General features: G+C 73.4%; 13 protein-coding genes. 9 read left to right on the top strand and 4 right to left on the bottom strand.

Features of this window, described 5'->3' with window-relative positions; genetic code table 11:
* Positions 1-130: 130 nt before the first annotated feature.
* The 7 genes from helR (at position 131) to ASE15_RS09815 (ending at position 7,266) form a co-directional block, all read left to right on the top strand.
* On the top strand, positions 131-2,290 hold the full coding sequence (gene helR / locus ASE15_RS09840; protein ID WP_056763094.1) for an RNA polymerase recycling motor ATPase HelR: 2,160 nt from the start codon (positions 131-133) through the stop codon (positions 2,288-2,290).
* A 118-nt stretch (positions 2,291-2,408) separates the two neighbouring features.
* Positions 2,409-3,395 (top strand): aldo/keto reductase, encoded by a 987-nt coding sequence (locus ASE15_RS09835; RefSeq protein ID WP_056763093.1) that lies wholly within the window; start codon positions 2,409-2,411, stop codon positions 3,393-3,395.
* Positions 3,396-3,539: 144 nt separating this feature from the next.
* Positions 3,540-4,097: a hypothetical protein gene (locus ASE15_RS09830; protein ID WP_139107608.1), complete on the top strand. Its 558-nt coding sequence runs from the start codon at positions 3,540-3,542 to the stop codon at positions 4,095-4,097.
* A gap of 139 nt (positions 4,098-4,236) precedes the next feature.
* Complete coding sequence (locus ASE15_RS09825; protein WP_082618373.1) at positions 4,237-4,956, top strand: YcnI family protein; 720 nt, start codon at positions 4,237-4,239, stop codon at positions 4,954-4,956.
* An 8-nt stretch (positions 4,957-4,964) separates the two neighbouring features.
* The gene (locus ASE15_RS09820) at positions 4,965-6,407 is read left to right on the top strand and encodes a copper resistance CopC/CopD family protein (protein WP_056763092.1); all 1,443 of its coding nucleotides are present in this window, start codon (positions 4,965-4,967) and stop codon (positions 6,405-6,407) included.
* On the top strand, positions 6,383-6,643 hold the full coding sequence (locus ASE15_RS21850; protein WP_369800584.1) for a FixH family protein: 261 nt from the start codon (positions 6,383-6,385) through the stop codon (positions 6,641-6,643). Before ASE15_RS09820 ends, ASE15_RS21850 begins: the two co-directional genes overlap by 25 nt.
* Positions 6,640-7,266, top strand: coding sequence for a DUF1775 domain-containing protein (locus ASE15_RS09815; RefSeq protein WP_056763091.1), 627 nt, complete (start codon positions 6,640-6,642; stop codon positions 7,264-7,266). Before ASE15_RS21850 ends, ASE15_RS09815 begins: the two co-directional genes overlap by 4 nt.
* A 68-nt stretch (positions 7,267-7,334) precedes the next feature.
* On the opposite strand, the gene ASE15_RS09810 is transcribed toward ASE15_RS09815, so the two are convergent.
* A complete protein-coding gene (locus ASE15_RS09810; protein ID WP_056763090.1) occupies positions 7,335-8,810 on the bottom strand; it encodes a xylulokinase in 1,476 nt (491 codons plus the stop codon).
* A gap of 46 nt (positions 8,811-8,856) precedes the next feature.
* The gene (gene xylA / locus ASE15_RS09805; protein ID WP_056649586.1) at positions 8,857-10,038 is read right to left on the bottom strand and encodes a xylose isomerase; all 1,182 of its coding nucleotides are present in this window, start codon (positions 10,036-10,038) and stop codon (positions 8,857-8,859) included.
* Between the two features lie 93 nt (positions 10,039-10,131).
* On the opposite strand from xylA, the gene ASE15_RS09800 reads away from it, so the two are divergent.
* Positions 10,132-11,439, top strand: coding sequence for an ROK family protein (locus ASE15_RS09800; protein ID WP_056763088.1), 1,308 nt, complete (start codon positions 10,132-10,134; stop codon positions 11,437-11,439).
* 144 nt (positions 11,440-11,583) lie between these two features.
* Entirely contained in the window at positions 11,584-12,357 is a 774-nt protein-coding gene (locus ASE15_RS09795; RefSeq protein ID WP_056649579.1) for an ABC transporter ATP-binding protein, read from the top strand.
* A 94-nt stretch (positions 12,358-12,451) separates the two neighbouring features.
* Here the strand turns inward: ASE15_RS09795 and mgrA are convergent, their stop codons facing one another.
* Both mgrA and ASE15_RS09785 read right to left on the bottom strand, forming a co-directional pair.
* Positions 12,452-13,495: an L-glyceraldehyde 3-phosphate reductase gene (gene mgrA / locus ASE15_RS09790; protein ID WP_056763086.1), complete on the bottom strand. Its 1,044-nt coding sequence runs from the start codon at positions 13,493-13,495 to the stop codon at positions 12,452-12,454.
* 44 nt (positions 13,496-13,539) lie between these two features.
* A complete protein-coding gene (locus tag ASE15_RS09785) occupies positions 13,540-14,589 on the bottom strand; it encodes a LacI family DNA-binding transcriptional regulator (protein ID WP_056763084.1) in 1,050 nt (349 codons plus the stop codon).
* Between the last annotated feature and the right edge of the window lie 175 nt (positions 14,590-14,764).

The following is a 14,764-nucleotide window of genomic DNA, read 5'->3' as shown; positions in this document are numbered from 1 at the left end:
GGCCCCGGTCCTCCCGCAGAATGGTCGATCTCAGCCGCGAGCAGTGGGATGGAGAACCTCGATCATGCGCGCTTCCTCGTCAGTCTCTCGGTCGCCCCGCACCCGCACGAACCCGATCGGAGCCCTTCGCGTGCCCTCTCAGGACGACAGCCCGTTCGACCTTCCCGAACGCCTCTCCGCGAAGGCCGACCCGGCGCTGATCGCCGCCGACGAGCGGCACCTCGCCGCGATCGCCGGGACCCTCGAGCACTCGGTCGCCGACCTGTCGGGACGCCTCGACGCCGCGCGCCGGGCGCCGGGCGGGTCCGGCACCGAGGCGCTCGAACGGGACCAGGAGATCCACCGGCTCAGCTCCCGGCTGCGACTCCTGCAGAGGTACGGGATCGACCTGTGCCTCGGGCGCCTGGTGCCGGCCGACGGGTCCGAGCCCGTCTACGTCGGGCGCCTCGGCCTGACCAACGCCGCCGGCCGGCGCCTGCTGGTCGACTGGCGGTCGCAGCCCGCCGAACCGTACTTCGCGGCCACGCGCGCGCACCCCATGGGGCTCGCGAGCCGCCGCCGGTATCGCTGGACGGGCGGGCGGATCAGCGACTACTGGGACGAGTCGTTCACCGCGGACGGTCACGACGACAGCGTGGCGCTCGACGACGAGTCGGCCTTCATCGCGAGCCTCGGGACCAGCAGGTCTCCCCGCATGCGGGACGTGCTGGGCACCATCCAGTCCGACCAGGACGCGATCGTGCGTGCCGACTCGCGCGGTGCCCTGGTCGTCGACGGTGGCCCGGGCACGGGCAAGACGGTCGTCGCGCTGCACCGCGCGGCGTTCCTCCTCTACTCCGACCCGCGTCTGGGGCACCACCACGGCGGCGTGCTGTTCGTCGGACCGCACGAGCCGTACCTCGCGTACGTCGCCGACGTGCTGCCGAGCCTCGGCGAGGAGGGCGTGCAGACGTGCACGCTGCGCGACCTCGTCCCCGAGGGGGCGGCGGCGGTGCCAGAGACCGACCCCGAGACGGCCCGGCTAAAGGCGTCGGCACGCATGGTCGCGGCGGTCGAGCCCGCGGTGCGGTTCTCCGAACGACCACCGACCGAGGGCATGGAGGTCGGGACCCCGTGGGCCGACGTCTGGCTCAGCACGGCCGACTGGGCGGAGGCGTTCGCGTCCCCGGACCCCGGCACCCCGCACAACGACGCGCGCGACGAGGTCTGGGAGGCGCTCCTGACGATCCTCGTCGACAAGCACACCGACGAGACCGAAGACGTGCCCGAGGAGCAGGTCTACCGGTCGCTGCGCCAGAACAGGGACCTGGGCACGGCGTTCAACCGGGCCTGGCCGCTCATCGAGGCGACGGACCTCGTCGCGGACCTGTGGTCGGTGCCGGCCTACCTGCGCATGTGCGCGCCCTGGCTCACGCCCCGGGAGGCCCGGGCCCTGCAGCGCGACGACGCCCAGGCCTGGACCGTCGCCGACCTGCCGCTCCTCGACGCGGCCCGCCAGCGCCTCGGCGACCCCGAGGAGTCGCGCCGACGACGCCGGAACCAGGCTGCCGCAGCGGCCGAGAGCGCGCGCATGGCCGACGTCGTCGACCACCTGATCGCGACCGACGACTCCGAGCTGCAGGTCATGTCGATGCTGCGCGGGCAGGACCTCCAGGGCGCGCTCGTCGATCCCTCCGCGCTCGAGACCGCGACACCGGACCTGCTCGCAGGACCGTTCGCGCACGTCGTGGTGGACGAGGCGCAGGAGCTGACGGACGCCGAGTGGCAGATGCTGCGCCTGCGTTGTCCTTCGGGGAGCTTCACGATCGTGGGCGACCGCGCGCAGGCCCGGCACGGGTTCACCGAGTCGTGGGACGAACGGCTCGCACGGGTCGGGCTCGACCGGGTCCGCTCGGCCTCGCTGAGCATCAACTACCGGACCCCGGAGGAGGTCATGGCGGAGGCCGAGCCGGTCATCCGGGCCGCGCTCCCCGACGCGAACGTGCCCACGTCGGTCCGTCGCTCCGGGGTCCCGGTGGTGCACGGGCGCACGGCAGACCTGGACTCGATCCTGGCGACCTGGCTCGCGACGCACGACGACGGCACCGCGTGCGTGATCGGCTCCCCCACGGTCGCGGGCACGCCGCGCGTCCGCTCGCTGACCCCGGTCCTCGCCAAGGGGCTCGAGTTCGACCTGGTGGTCCTGGTCGACCCGGGGTCGTTCGGCGAGGGGATCGAGGGAGCGGTCGACCGCTACGTCGCGATGACGCGCGCGACCCAGCAGCTCGTGGTCCTCGCTGACGGTCACTGACGCCTGCTGCCCCGCAGACGCGGCGCGCCAGGGAGGTACCGCCAGGAACTCCCTGCCTCCGACCGGTGCCCGTAGCGTCGAGGTGGACCGATCGTCAGCACGACCTCAGGAGGACCGCATGGAGAAGCGAACGCTGGGCCAGGGGCTCGAGGTGTCCGCGCTCGGGCTCGGCTGCATGGGCATGAGCCAGAGCTACGGGCCCAACCCCGGTGACCGGGACGAGATGATCGCGGTGCTGCGCGGCGCCGTCGAGCGGGGCGTGACGTTCTTCGACACGGCCGAGGTGTACGGGCCGTACGTGAACGAGGAGCTCGTGGGCGAAGCGCTCGAGCCGCTGCGCGACCAGGTGGTCCTCGCGACCAAGTTCGGCTTCGACATCCGTGACGGGAGGTCGGTCGGGGTGGACAGCCGTCCCGAGCAGATCCGCCGCGTCGCCGACGCGTCGCTCGCTCGCCTGCGCACGGACCGGATCGACCTGTTCTACCAGCACCGCGTCGACCCCGCGGTGCCCATCGAGGACGTCGCGGGCACTGTCGCGGAGCTCGTCGCCGAGGGCAAGGTGGCGTACTTCGGGCTCTCGGAGGCCGGCGCAGCCACGATCCGCCGCGCCCACGCGGTGCACCCCGTGACCGCGCTGCAGAGCGAGTACTCGCTGTGGACCCGGGAGATCGAGGCCGAGATCCTGCCGACCCTCGACGAGCTCGGCATCTCGCTCGTGCCGTTCAGCCCGCTCGGCAAGGGGTTCCTCACGGGCACCGTGGACACCTCGACCGAGTTCACCCCGGGCGACGTCCGCACCCTGATCCCGCGTTTCAGCGAGGAGAACAGGGCCGCCAACCAGGCGCTGGTCGACCTCGTCAAGGAGGTCGCCGCGGCCCACCGCGCGACCCCCGCCCAGGTCGCGCTGGCCTGGCTGCTGGCCCAGCGGCCGGACATCGTCCCCATCCCGGGCACGCGTCGGCTGTCGCGCATCGAGGAGAACCTCGGCGCGACCACGCTCGACCTTCCCGCGGCCGACCTCGCGGCGCTGGGCGAGGCCGCCACGCGCCTGGGCGTCGCCGGGGCGCGCTACAACGAGGCGATGCAGAAGATGACCGGGCTCTAGAGCCGGTCGCGTCCGGACGGCCCGACGCGGGGCGTCCGGACGCTCGCGGACGGCCAGGACGGCCAGGACGGCCGTGCGGCCGTCGGTACGGACGTTCGTGGACAAGGGGTCCCTCTCCGGCGATCCGCCCGCTACAGTCGTCGCGTGCTGTCGCCGGGTGTCGGTCTGCTGCGCGGGGTTCGAGCAGGGTTGCTCGCCACCGCGGTCGTCGGGCTGTCCCTGGTCTCGCACGGGCTGGCCGGCGGTGCGCCCCCGGGGGCCGTTCCCGTGGTCGTGCTCGTGATGGTCACGGCCGTGCTGCTCCGCTCGCTCGTCGGACGTCGGGTGGCGCTCCCGTACCTCCTGGGCGTCCTGGGTCTGGGCCAGCTCGCCTTCCACTACACGTTCGAGCAGTGCGCCCTGCTCTCGAGCGCCTCCGCGCCGGCGCACGCGCACGCCTCGGACCGCCCCGAGGTGATGCTGGCCGCCCACGTGGTGGCGACGCTCGTGGTCTCGGTGTTCCTGACCCACGCCGACCGCGTGCTGTGGGCACTGTGGTCGTGGCTCACGATGCGCTCGGTCCCCAGGGCCGTGCCTCTCCCTCTCGCCCGCGGGCGCAACCCCCTCTTCCTCCCTCTCGTCGTTCCCGTCCTCACGGCCCCGGGCCGTGGGTCGGTCCGGGGCAGAGCCCCTCCCGTCGTGGTCCTCGCAGCAGCACCTTGACCTCGATCGCGGCCCAGCCGCGATCCGCTCCCTGCCGCCCGGGCACGTGCCCGGCGACGGCCGGCGCCGCGACGGCTCTCGTCCGTGCGGCGCCCCGAGCGACCCTGCGTCCCACCACGGAAGGCCTGTGCCTCAGATCATGAAGCGTCCACTCCAGCTCCTCACCGTCGCCGCGGCGACGACCACGCTCCTCGCGCTCGGTGCGAGCGGCGCGTCCGCCCACGTGTCGGTCGACCCCGACACGACCACCGCGGGCTCCTACGCCTTGCTGACCTTCGGCGTCCCGCACGGCTGCGGGGAGTCCGCGACCACGAAGGTGTCCGTCCAGATCCCCGAGCCGATCACGAGCGTCACCCCCACGGTCAACCCTGGCTGGGACGTCGAGAAGGTCATGGTGACGCTCGCGACCCCGATCGACGACGGTCATGGCGGCCAGCTCACCGAGCGCGTGGGCGAGATCGTCTACACCGCGAGGTCCCCGCTGCCCGACGGCTACCGGGACGCCCTCGTCCTCTCGACCAAGCTCCCCGACACGGTCGGCGAGACCCTCGTCTTCCCGACCGTCCAGACCTGCCAGGAGGGCGAGTCCGCTTGGGTGCAGGTCGCGGCGGAGGGCGAGGACCCGCACGACCTCGACCTGCCCGCACCGGTCCTGACCGTCACGGCTGCGGAGGACGGGGCCGCGCACGGCGAGACCGAGACGGTCTCCGACGAGTCCGCGACCGTCGAGGCCGCGGCGGCGCCCGCCGAACCGTCCTCGACGCCCCTCGTCCTGTCGTGGGTCGCCGTCGTCCTCGGCGCCGCAGGGCTCGCCCTGGGTGGGGCCGCGTTCGTGCGCGGCCGCCGCAGCCAGGGCTGAGATCGGCCATGGACCTCTCCCGCGCTGCGCGCGGGGCGGTGGCGTTCGTCGTGGCGGCCGTGGCCGGGGTGGTGCTGATGCTCGCATCGGCCACCCCGGCCACGGCCCACGCCGTGATCGTCGACACCGATCCTCGGGACGGCACCGTCCTCGAGGAGCCCCCGGCCCGGCTGACCCTGACCTTCAACGAGTCCGTCCAGGTCGTCCCCGACGGCATCGCCCTGCTCGACGCCGCAGGCAGCACAATCCCCATCACGGCCGGCGCCGTCGACTCCCGTGTCGAGATCGCGGTGCCCGGCGATCTCGACGACGGGACGTACGTCGTGAGCTGGCGCGTCACGTCCGGTGACACCCACCCGGTCGCGGGCGCTCTCACGTTCTCGGTCGGCGCCCCCAGCACCAGCGTCGCAGCCGCCCCTGCCGACCCGGCCTCGCCCGCGGTGACCGTCCTGCGTCAGGTCGCGCAGGCCGTCGTCTATGCAGGGACGCTCGGGGTGGGCGGACTCGTGGTGTTCGAGCTCCTCCTGCTCGACGCGACTCCCGGGGCCATGCCCACGCTCCGCCGTCGGCTCCAGCGGACCCGTCGCCTGCTCGCGACCTGCGCCGGAACGGCTCTGCTGGTGTCCGTCCCGGTCACGGCGCTCTGGCAGGGCGGCCGGGGCGCGAGCGCCCTGGTCGACTCGTCGTTCTGGCGTGCGTCGCTGACGTCCGAGTCGGCGCTGGCCGCCCTCCTCGGGCTGACCGGCCTGACCGTGGCCGTCCTGGCGTGTCCCCGGGCGGGGAGCGCGACGCGCGCGCGATGGCCGCTCCCCGCGGCGCTCGGCGGCGCCGCGCTGGCGGTGACCTCGCTCTCGGTCGTGGGACACACCCGCACGTTCGGTCCCGTCTGGCTCGTGCTCGGCGCGGACGTCCTGCACGTGGTCGTCGGAGCCGTCTGGTTCGGCGGCATCGTGGGCCTCTGCCTCCTGCTGTCCAGGTCCTCGGGCGCGTCGGCCCAGCGCGCCGCCCGCACGGTCGTGCGCTTCTCGGGCGTGGGCGCTTGGCTCGTCCTCGCGCTCGCACTGACCGGGATCCTCCTCGCCTGGCGCATCCTCGGCTCGCTCGACGCCCTGCTGACCACGGGGTACGGACGAACGCTCCTGGTCAAGGTCGGCCTCGCACTCGTCCTCGTGGTGATCGCCGCGTGGAACCGGTACCTGCTCGTCCCGCACATCACCTCCGACCCCGTCGGCCTGGGGCGCCTGCGCCGGACCGTCGCGACCGAGGCCGTGCTGCTCGTCGTCCTCCTGGGGGTGACCGGGGTGCTCGTCTCGCAGAGCCCGGTCCCGGCGAGCGCGACGCCGCCGGAGTCCGCCGCACCGCGGTCGCAGGTGTTCGACGAACCTCGGGGACCGGGTCGCTCCAGGCCAGGGTCACCCCGGGCGCGCTGGGCATCAACTCGCTCGAGCTGACGCTGCTCGACGCCGACGGTGCCCCGCTCGAGCCCGTCGCGCTGCCGGAGGTCCGGACGACCCAGGCAGAGCTGGGGATCGGACCGTTCACCCCGACCCTGACCCGCACGGGTCCGGGGACGTACCTCGCCTCGATCGACCTCCCGCTGGCCGGGACGTGGGACGTGGCCGTCAGCGTCCGCACGTCGACGTACGACAACCCGGTCGTCTCGCTCCCCGTGGAGGTCGTCTCGTGACGCGCAACGGTCGGCCGCGGTCCTCGTTCGCCCGCCTCGTGAAGCGCTCGGCTGCGGTCCTCGGTCTGAGCGCTCTGCTCTGCGTGTCCGGGGCCCAGGGGGCCTCGGCGCACGTCCTGCTCGAGACCGCGGCGCCGAACGGGGACGGCACGACCACGCTCACCTTCTCGTTCGAGCACAGGTGCGACGGGCAGCCCACCACGGCTCTCGACGTCTCGCTGCCCGACGGGGTCGAGGCGATCTCGACGACGCAGCCGGACGGCTGGTCCTCGGCCCAGGACGGGGCCTCGGTGCGCTGGTCCGGGACCCCGGTCGAGGACGGCACGCCCGCGCGTTTCGAGCTCGTCGCCACGATCACGGGCGACGTCGGCCAGGCCTTCGTGTTCCCGACGACGCAGACCTGCACCGAGGGCTCGACCGACTGGGTCGACGTCGATCCCTCCGCAGCGCATCCCGCACCGAGCTTCGTCGCGACCAGCGCGACGCTCGTCCCGCCGCCGGCCCAGCCGGTCGCCTCGGCAGGTGGCGGCGCGAGCCTGTCGCAGACGCTCGCCGTGGTGGGTGCGTCGACGCTCGTGGCGGCAGCGACGGGCACCTGGTGGGTCCGCCGACGGAGGCGGTGAGCCACGAGACGGACGAAGGGCCGTCGTTCCTGGAGGAACGACGGCCCTTCCGGCCACGGCACCCGACCTCAGGTCAGGTCGCGCACCGCCGCGTACTGCGCACGGGTCCCGGGCTCGGGAGCCGCGTCGTAGTCGCTGCTCGACGACGTCTCCCACCTCGGGGCCTCCGCCGCACCCGACAGCACCCAGGCTGCCTGGCGAGCGGCGCCGTCGGCCACGTACTCGCCCGGCTCGGGGACCGAGACGGGCAGGCCAAAGACCTGCGGCGCGATGCGCCGGACCGCCTCGGACTGCGCGCCGCCGCCGATCAGCAGCAGCCGCTCGACCCGGACCCCCTGCTCGCGCAGGGCGTCGAGGCCGTCGGCCAGACCGCACAGCATGCCCTCGACCGACGCCCGCGCGAGGTGCTCGGGCGTCATGGTGGACAGCCGCATGCCGTGCAGCGTGCCGCTCGCGTCGGGACGGTTGGGTGTGCGCTCACCCTCGAGGAACGGGACGAGCACGAGCCCGTCGGCCCCCGCGGGCGCCTGGAGCGCGAGCCGGGACAGGCCCGCGTGGTCCACGCCCAGCACCCGCGCGGTCGCGTCGAGGACGCGGCTCGCGTTGAGGGTCACCCCGAGCAGCAGGTAGTTGCCCGTGGCGTCGGCGAAGCCGTTGACGAGCCCGCTCGCGTCGGCCGTGGCCGACGTGGCGATCGCCGAGACGACGCCCGAGGTCCCGATCGAGACCGCGACGTCGCCGGCGCCCATGCCGAGCCCCAGGGCCGCGGCCGCGTTGTCGCCCGCACCGGGCCCGATCAGGGCCCCGCCGCTCACCGCGGCACCGGCGACGGTGGCCGAGGCCACCCCGCCGTCCTCCCCCGGGCCGAGGACCCGGGGCAGCACCACGTCGGAGCGTCCGAGCGCGAGCTCGAGCAGGTCCGTGCGGTACGCACCGCGCCCGCCCTCGGCCGAGGCGTCGAAGTAGCCCGTCCCCGACGCGTCGGAACGGTCGGTCACGAGCGCGCCGAGGTTGGGCTCGAGGCCCTCGCTCCGCGGGCCGTAGCCGGCGATCCGCCACGTCAGCCAGTCGTGCGGGAGCGCGACGGCCGCGACGCGCGCGGCGTTCTCCGGCTCGGCGTCGCGCAGCCAGCGCAGCTTGGTGGCCGTGAGCGACGCGACGGGCACCGAGCCGACGGCCTCGGCCCATGCCTTGGCGCCGGCGCCGGGGTCCCCGGCACCGAGCTCACGGATCAGGTCGACCGCGGCACCGGCCGAGCGGGTGTCGTTCCACAGGAGCGCGGGACGGATCACCTCGCCGTCGGCGTCGAGCACGACCATGCCGTGCTGCTGCCCACCCACGGCCAGGGCCGCGACGTCGTCGAGCCCGCCCGCGACGCGGACCGCGGTCCCGAACGCCGTCCACCAGGCGTCGGGCGAGACCTCGGTGCCGTCCGGGTGCGACGCCGAGCCGGAGCGCACGAGCGCCCCGGTCACGGCGTCACGGACGACGACCTTGCAGGACTGCGTCGACGAGTCGACCCCCGCGACGAGACCGCCGCTCATGCTGCACCCCCGCGCGTGTCCGCGGCCGGCACGATTGCGCCCCTCATCAGCCGATCAGGTGCTTGAGCGCGAGCTGGTTGAGGCGCACGAAGCCGAAGTCACGCTCGGCGGCGGCCTCGACGTCGAACTCCTCGTAGGCCGAGCGGTCCGCGAGCAGGTCGGCGACGGACTCGCCCGCACCCAGCGTGCTCTCGCCGAGCTCGAACACGCCCGAGTGCTTGAACGCGGCCTGGACCTCGGGGTCGGCCCGGTACTCGGCGGACTTGCGCGCGAGCATCGAGTAGGTCTCCATGTTGGCCTTGGCGGAGTCCCAGACGCCGACCTCGTTCTCGGTGCGCGAGGGCTTGTAGTCGAAGTGGCGGGGGCCCTCGTAGCGGGGTCCGCCGTTCGGGAAGCCGTTCTCGATGAGGTCGACCGTGAAGAACGCGGAGAGCAGGTCGCCGTGACCGAACACGAGGTCCTGGTCGAACTTGATGGACCGCTGTCCGTTGAGGTCGATGTGGAAGAGCTTGCCGGCCCACAGCGCCTGCGCGAGGCCGTGCGTGTAGTTCAGGCCCGCCATCTGCTCGTGGCCCGTCTCCGGGTTGAGGCCCACGATGTCGCCGTGCTCGAGCTGCGCGATGAGCGCGAGCGCGTGCCCGATCGTCGGGAGGAAGATGTCGCCGCGGGGCTCGTTGGGCTTGGGCTCGAGCGCGATCTTGATGTCGTAGCCCTGGTCCTTGATGTACGCGGCCGTGAGGTCGAGGCCCTCGGCGTAGCGCTCGTGCGCGGAGTGGAGGTCCTTGGCGCCGTCGTACTCGGTGCCCTCGCGGCCACCCCACATGACGAACGTCTTGGCGCCGAGCGACGCGGTGAGGTCGACGTTGCGCAGCACCTTGCGCAGCGCGTAGCGACGGACGCCGCGGTCGTTCGAGGTCAGGCCGCCGTCCTTGAAGACGGGGTGGCTGAAGAGGTTGGTCGTGACCATCTCGATGGTCAGGCCGGTCTCGTCGGCGGCCTTCTTGACCTCGCCGAGGAGCTGCTCGCGCGTCGCGTCGTCCGAGCCGAAGGGCACGACGTCGTCGTCGTGGAACGTGAAGCCCCACGCACCGAGGTCCGCGAGCTTGCGGACGGACTCGGCCGGGTCGAGGTGGGGGCGGCTGGCTCCGCCGAACTGGTCCTGGCCGGTCCACCCCACGGTCCACAGGCCGAAGGAAAAGTTGATGTTCTGCTCGGTCGCGTCAGCCACGACAGTCTCCTCGTCGAGATGGGCCGGCTCCTCGAGCAGGCCGCCATTTGTTGTATGGATGAACTTATGCGGTCCTGTCGGTAAGGTCAAGACGTGAACCGCGACGAGTCCTCGACCAGCGTCAGGACGCCCACCAGGGGGCGCTCCACGGCCGCCCGCCAGCACACCCTGCGCGAGTACAACCTCGCCCTGGTCTCGCAGGCGATCTTCGACGCCACGACCCCCAGGTCGCGCGCAGACATCGCCGGGAGCACGGGCCTGACCCGTGCCACGGTGTCCGTCCTGGTCGACCAGCTCATCGAGGCACGGCTCGTGCGCGAGCTCCCACCCGCGACGCCGCTGCGGGCAGGCCGCCCCGCCGTCCCGCTCACGCCCGCCGAGCGGACCGTCGTCGGGCTGGGGCTCGAGGTCAACGTCGACTACCTGGGCGGCACGGTCCTCGATCTCACCGGTCAGGTCGTCGCGCAGGAGGTCGTCCCGGGCGACCTGCACGGCAGCGACCCCGCCGAGGTCCTCGGGCGCCTGGGCGCCCTGGCCCGCCGCCTCGTCGAGGAGGTAGAGGCCCAGGACATGCAGGTCGCGGGCGCACGGCTCGCCCTGCCCGGCCTGGTCGACGCGCGCGCAGGTCGCCTCCAGGTCGCCCCCAACCTCGGCTGGTCCTCGTTCCTGCCCGTCCCGCTGCTCGGCCTGCCCGAGCGGCTGCCGGTCCAGATCGCCAACGAGGCCAACCTCGCGGGGCTCGCCCAGCTCGTGGCCCCGGCCTCGTCGGGCGAGGGGGACCCGCGCGCGGGCTCGACGATCGCACGCACGCCACACCCGGGGCCCGACGACGTCGCTCCCCCCGTGCCGTCGTCGTTCCTGTACGTCTCGGGCGAGGTGGGCATCGGCTCCGCGATCGTGATCGACCGCGAGCTCTTCCTGGGCAACCGGGGCTGGAGCGGCGAGATCGGGCACGTCGTGGTCGACCCGCACGGGCCCCGGTGCCTGTGCGGGGCCACGGGCTGCCTCGAGCAGTACGCGGGCAAGGACGCCATGCTGCGCGCGGCCGGCATCCCCCTCGACGCCCCCGTCGAGAGGTTCCTCGACGCGCTCGAGGAGGGCACGCCGTCGGCCCTCGACGCCGCGGCCTCGGCCGGGACCGCGCTGGGGCGCGCGCTCGCGAACTTCGTCAACCTCATCGACATCGAGACCGTGCTGCTCGGCGGGATCTACACCGACCTGCTGCCGCACCTGCGCGAGCCCCTGACGGCCGAGCTCACGACGCGCGTCCTCGCGTCGCCGTGGACCGAGCTCGACCTGCGGCCCGCGCTCGTGGCCGGGCACGCAGCCATGATCGGCGGCGCGCGGACGGTGCTGCGGGACGTCGTCGCGTCGCCGTCGGCATGGACGACCAGCGACTGACGCACGCCCGTCGCGCGCGCGGTGCGGTGCAGGTGTGACCTGCGCCGCACCGGAGACCGGGAGAACGCGGGTACCGTCGTTCGTTGGACCATCGGGGACACCCACGCCCCCGCACCGGTTGACCCACCCTCGGAAGGACCGCGCATGACGACGACCCACACCCTCCAGGCGCGCGACCTCTGGGCCGGGCACGGCGGCGCCGACGTCCTGCGCGGCGTCTCGATCGAGCTCTCGGCGGGCCAGGAGCCCGTGGGGATCGTGGGCCCGTCGGGCGTCGGGAAGTCGACGTTCATCAGCGCGCTGCTCGGCGAGATCAAACCCTCGAGCGGGACCGTGACGTGGGGCGGGCGCACCGTGACCCGCCTGGGCCGTCGCGACAAGAAGACCTTCAAGGCCGCCGTGCGGCGCGTGTCGCAGGACGGCCTGCCCGGGATCGACCCCGCGAGCACCGTGACGCACGTGCTCAAGTCCGGGCTGACCGACGCACGCAAGGGCGGGCGCCCCTCGGGCCAGTCGATCGAGGACCTGCTCGACCTCGTCGCGCTCGAGCACCGCTACACCGACCGGCCGCTGCGCACCCTGTCCGGGGGTGAGCGCCAGCGCGTGGCCCTGGCCCGGGCCCTCGCGACGCGCCCGGACATCCTGCTGCTCGACGAGCCGCTCACCGCGCTCGACCCGACCATGCGCGGCGAGATCGCCGGGCGCGTCAAGGACGCCGCGGCACAGCTCGGGACAGGTGTGCTCCTGGTGTCCCACGACCTCGAGCTCGTGCACCGCATGACGACGTCCGCGCACCTGCTGGTCGACGGGGAGTTCGTCGAGTCCGGCCCGCTCCAGCAGGTCCTCGCCGAGAGCGAGCACCCCGTGGTCCGTGAGCTCGCAGAGGCCGCCCCGCTCGCGGTCCAGCGCTGGAGCTGAGCGGAGCGGCCCGGTTCCCGGCCCCCCCGGGGCGCCGGACCCATGGCCGGTCGGACGGCTCGACGCCGCCCGACCGACCGTCAGGACACCGTGCTCAGCGCGTCGTGCCGTCGACCGCGAACGGCTCGATCGCCGCGATCTCCTCGGCCGTGAGCGCGGGGGCGTCGAGCGCGGCGACGTTGTTCTCGAGCTGCGCGACGCTGCTCGCGCCCACGAGCGCCGAGGTGATGCGCTCGTCGCGCAGGACCCAGCTCAGGGCGAGCTGCGCGAGCGACTGGCCCCGTCCGGCTGCGATCTCGTTCAGCGCGCGGGCACGCTCGAGGTACGTCTCGGAGATCGCGGTGGGCTTGAGGAAGTGCCCGACGGCGGCGCGCGAGTCCGCGGGCACCTCGCCCGAGAGGTAGCGGTCCGTCAGCAGGCCCTGCTGGAGCGGCGAGAAGACGATGGTGCCGACGCCGAGGTCCTCGACGACGTCGAGCAGGTTCTCGCCGTCGTCGTGCCCGGCCTCGGGCAGCTCGACGTGCCGGTTGAACATCGAGTAGCTGGGCTGGTGGATGAGCAGCGGGGTACCCAGGTCGGCGAGGATCTGCGCGGCCTCGCGCGTCTGCGACGGCGAGTAGTTGGACACGCCGACGTACAGCGCGCGTCCGCTCACCACGGCCGTGTGGAGCGCGCCCATGGTCTCCTCGAGCGGGACCGTGGGGTCGAACCGGTGCGAGTAGAAGATGTCGACGTAGTCGAGGCCCATGCGGGCGAGCGACTGGTCGAGCGAGGACAGCAGGTACTTGCGCGAGCCGCCGTCGCCGTAGGGGCCGGGCCACATGTCGTAGCCGGCCTTGCTCGAGATCACGAGCTCGTCGCGGTAGGGGCGCAGGTCGCGCGCGAGGTGGCGCCCGAAGTTCTCCTCGGCCGAGCCGTAGGGCGGGCCGTAGTTGTTCGCGAGGTCGAAGTGCGTGATCCCCAGGTCGAACGCGCGGCGCAGGATCGAGCGCTGGTTGTCGAACGGGTTGACGTCACCGAAGTTGTGCCAGAGGCCCAGCGACAGTGCGGGGAGGGCGAGTCCGCTGCGACCGGAGCGCCGGTACGTCATGGACTCGTAGCGGTCGTCGGCAGCGAGGTAGCGGGGTGCAAGAGGCATGCTGCCATTCTGCACCCCGGGTCCGGTCGGGGTCTCCGGCTTTCTCAGGCCGAGTCGCGCACCACGAGGGTCGGGTCGAACACGACCGAGCGCACCTGGCGGTCGCCCTCGGCGATCTGCCCGATGAGGAGCCGCGCCATCTCGGCCGCCATCTCCTCGACGGGCTGGCGCACGCTCGTCAGGGCCGGGCGGCACAGGGGCGCGATCGAGCTGTCGTCGAACCCGACCACGGCGACGTCCTCGGGGACGCGCAGGCCACGGGCCTGGATCGCGTGCACGGCACCCTGGGCCATGTAGTCGTTCGCGGCGAACACGCCGTCGAGCCCGGGGACGGTGTCGAGGAGGCGTTCCATCGCGGCCTCACCGCCCTCGAGCGTGAACTCGCCCGAGACCTCGGGGTCGTACGCGCGCCCGTGCCGCGAGACCTCGTCACGGAAGCCCGCGAGGCGTTCCTCGGCCGCGTAGAGGCCCGAGGGCCCCGAGATGACGGCGAGCTCGTCGCAGCCGCGCTCGATGAGGTGCTTGGCCGCGAGCCGCGCGCCGTCGCGGTTGGCGACGTCGACGAAGCTGATGGGCAGCGCAGGCTCGGGACGCGCGAACAGGACCGCGCGCTGGCCGGCCTCGACGAGCATGCCGGGCAGGGGGTCGTCGGCCTGCGCGGCGACGAGGAGCGCACCGTCGGCGTTGCCCTGGCGGAGGTAGGTCATGACCTGGGCGCGCGCGTCGTCGGTCTCGGCGAGCATGAGCACGGGGTGCAGGTCGTGGGGGCGCAGGGCGCGCACGAACGCGGCGACGATGCGGCCGAAGAACGGGTCCGCGAAGACCTGGCCGGTCATCTGGTTGCCCTCGATCTCCGGGTCCACGCCTGAGATCACGACCGCGACCGTGCCCGTCCTGCCCGTGACGAGCGAGCGGGCCGCGCGGTTGGGCACGTACCCCGTCTCGACGATCGCCTTCTCGACGACCGCCTTGAGGTCGGGCGCGACCTGGCGCTTCTGGTTGATCACCCGGGACACCGTGGCGCGCGAGACTCCCGCCACCCGGGCGACGTCCTCGAGCGTCGGGGGCGTCGAGACTCGGCCGTCCTCACGCATGGGGCGAGGCTAGCAGCGCGGAGCGCGCTCCTGGGACAGCCCCGGGCCCGACGGCGGAGCGCGGCCCTGCGCGTCGGGTCGCGCCCGGCTGTCGCGAAGATCGCGGGAGAGCGCTCTCTTGACGCCGGACCCGCTCCCCTGAATACTGGCCGACATCGTGAGAGAGCGCTCTCTC

The sequence above is a fragment of the Oerskovia sp. Root22 genome (genome assembly GCF_001429135.1).
In the GTDB taxonomy this organism is placed as follows: Bacteria; Actinomycetota; Actinomycetes; order Actinomycetales; family Cellulomonadaceae; genus Oerskovia; species Oerskovia enterophila.
Note: the sequence above shows the minus strand (reverse complement) of the source record. Positions and strands in the feature narration are given on the sequence as shown.

Bases quoted from the DNA above. Each gene is read 5' to 3' on its own strand.
- ASE15_RS09835 (WP_056763093.1), top strand. From the start codon at position 2,409: ATGGAGAAGCGAACGCTGGGCCAGGGGCTCGAGGTGTCCGCGCTCGGG.
- ASE15_RS09825 (WP_082618373.1), top strand. From the start codon at position 4,237: ATGAAGCGTCCACTCCAGCTCCTCACCGTCGCCGCGGCGACGACCACG.
- ASE15_RS09820 (WP_056763092.1), top strand. From the start codon at position 4,965: ATGGACCTCTCCCGCGCTGCGCGCGGGGCGGTGGCGTTCGTCGTGGCG.
- ASE15_RS09810 (WP_056763090.1), bottom strand. From the start codon at position 8,810: ATGAGCGGCGGTCTCGTCGCGGGGGTCGACTCGTCGACGCAGTCCTGC.
- ASE15_RS09795 (WP_056649579.1), top strand. From the start codon at position 11,584: ATGACGACGACCCACACCCTCCAGGCGCGCGACCTCTGGGCCGGGCAC.
- mgrA (WP_056763086.1), bottom strand. From the start codon at position 13,495: ATGCCTCTTGCACCCCGCTACCTCGCTGCCGACGACCGCTACGAGTCC.
- ASE15_RS09785 (WP_056763084.1), bottom strand. From the start codon at position 14,589: ATGCGTGAGGACGGCCGAGTCTCGACGCCCCCGACGCTCGAGGACGTC.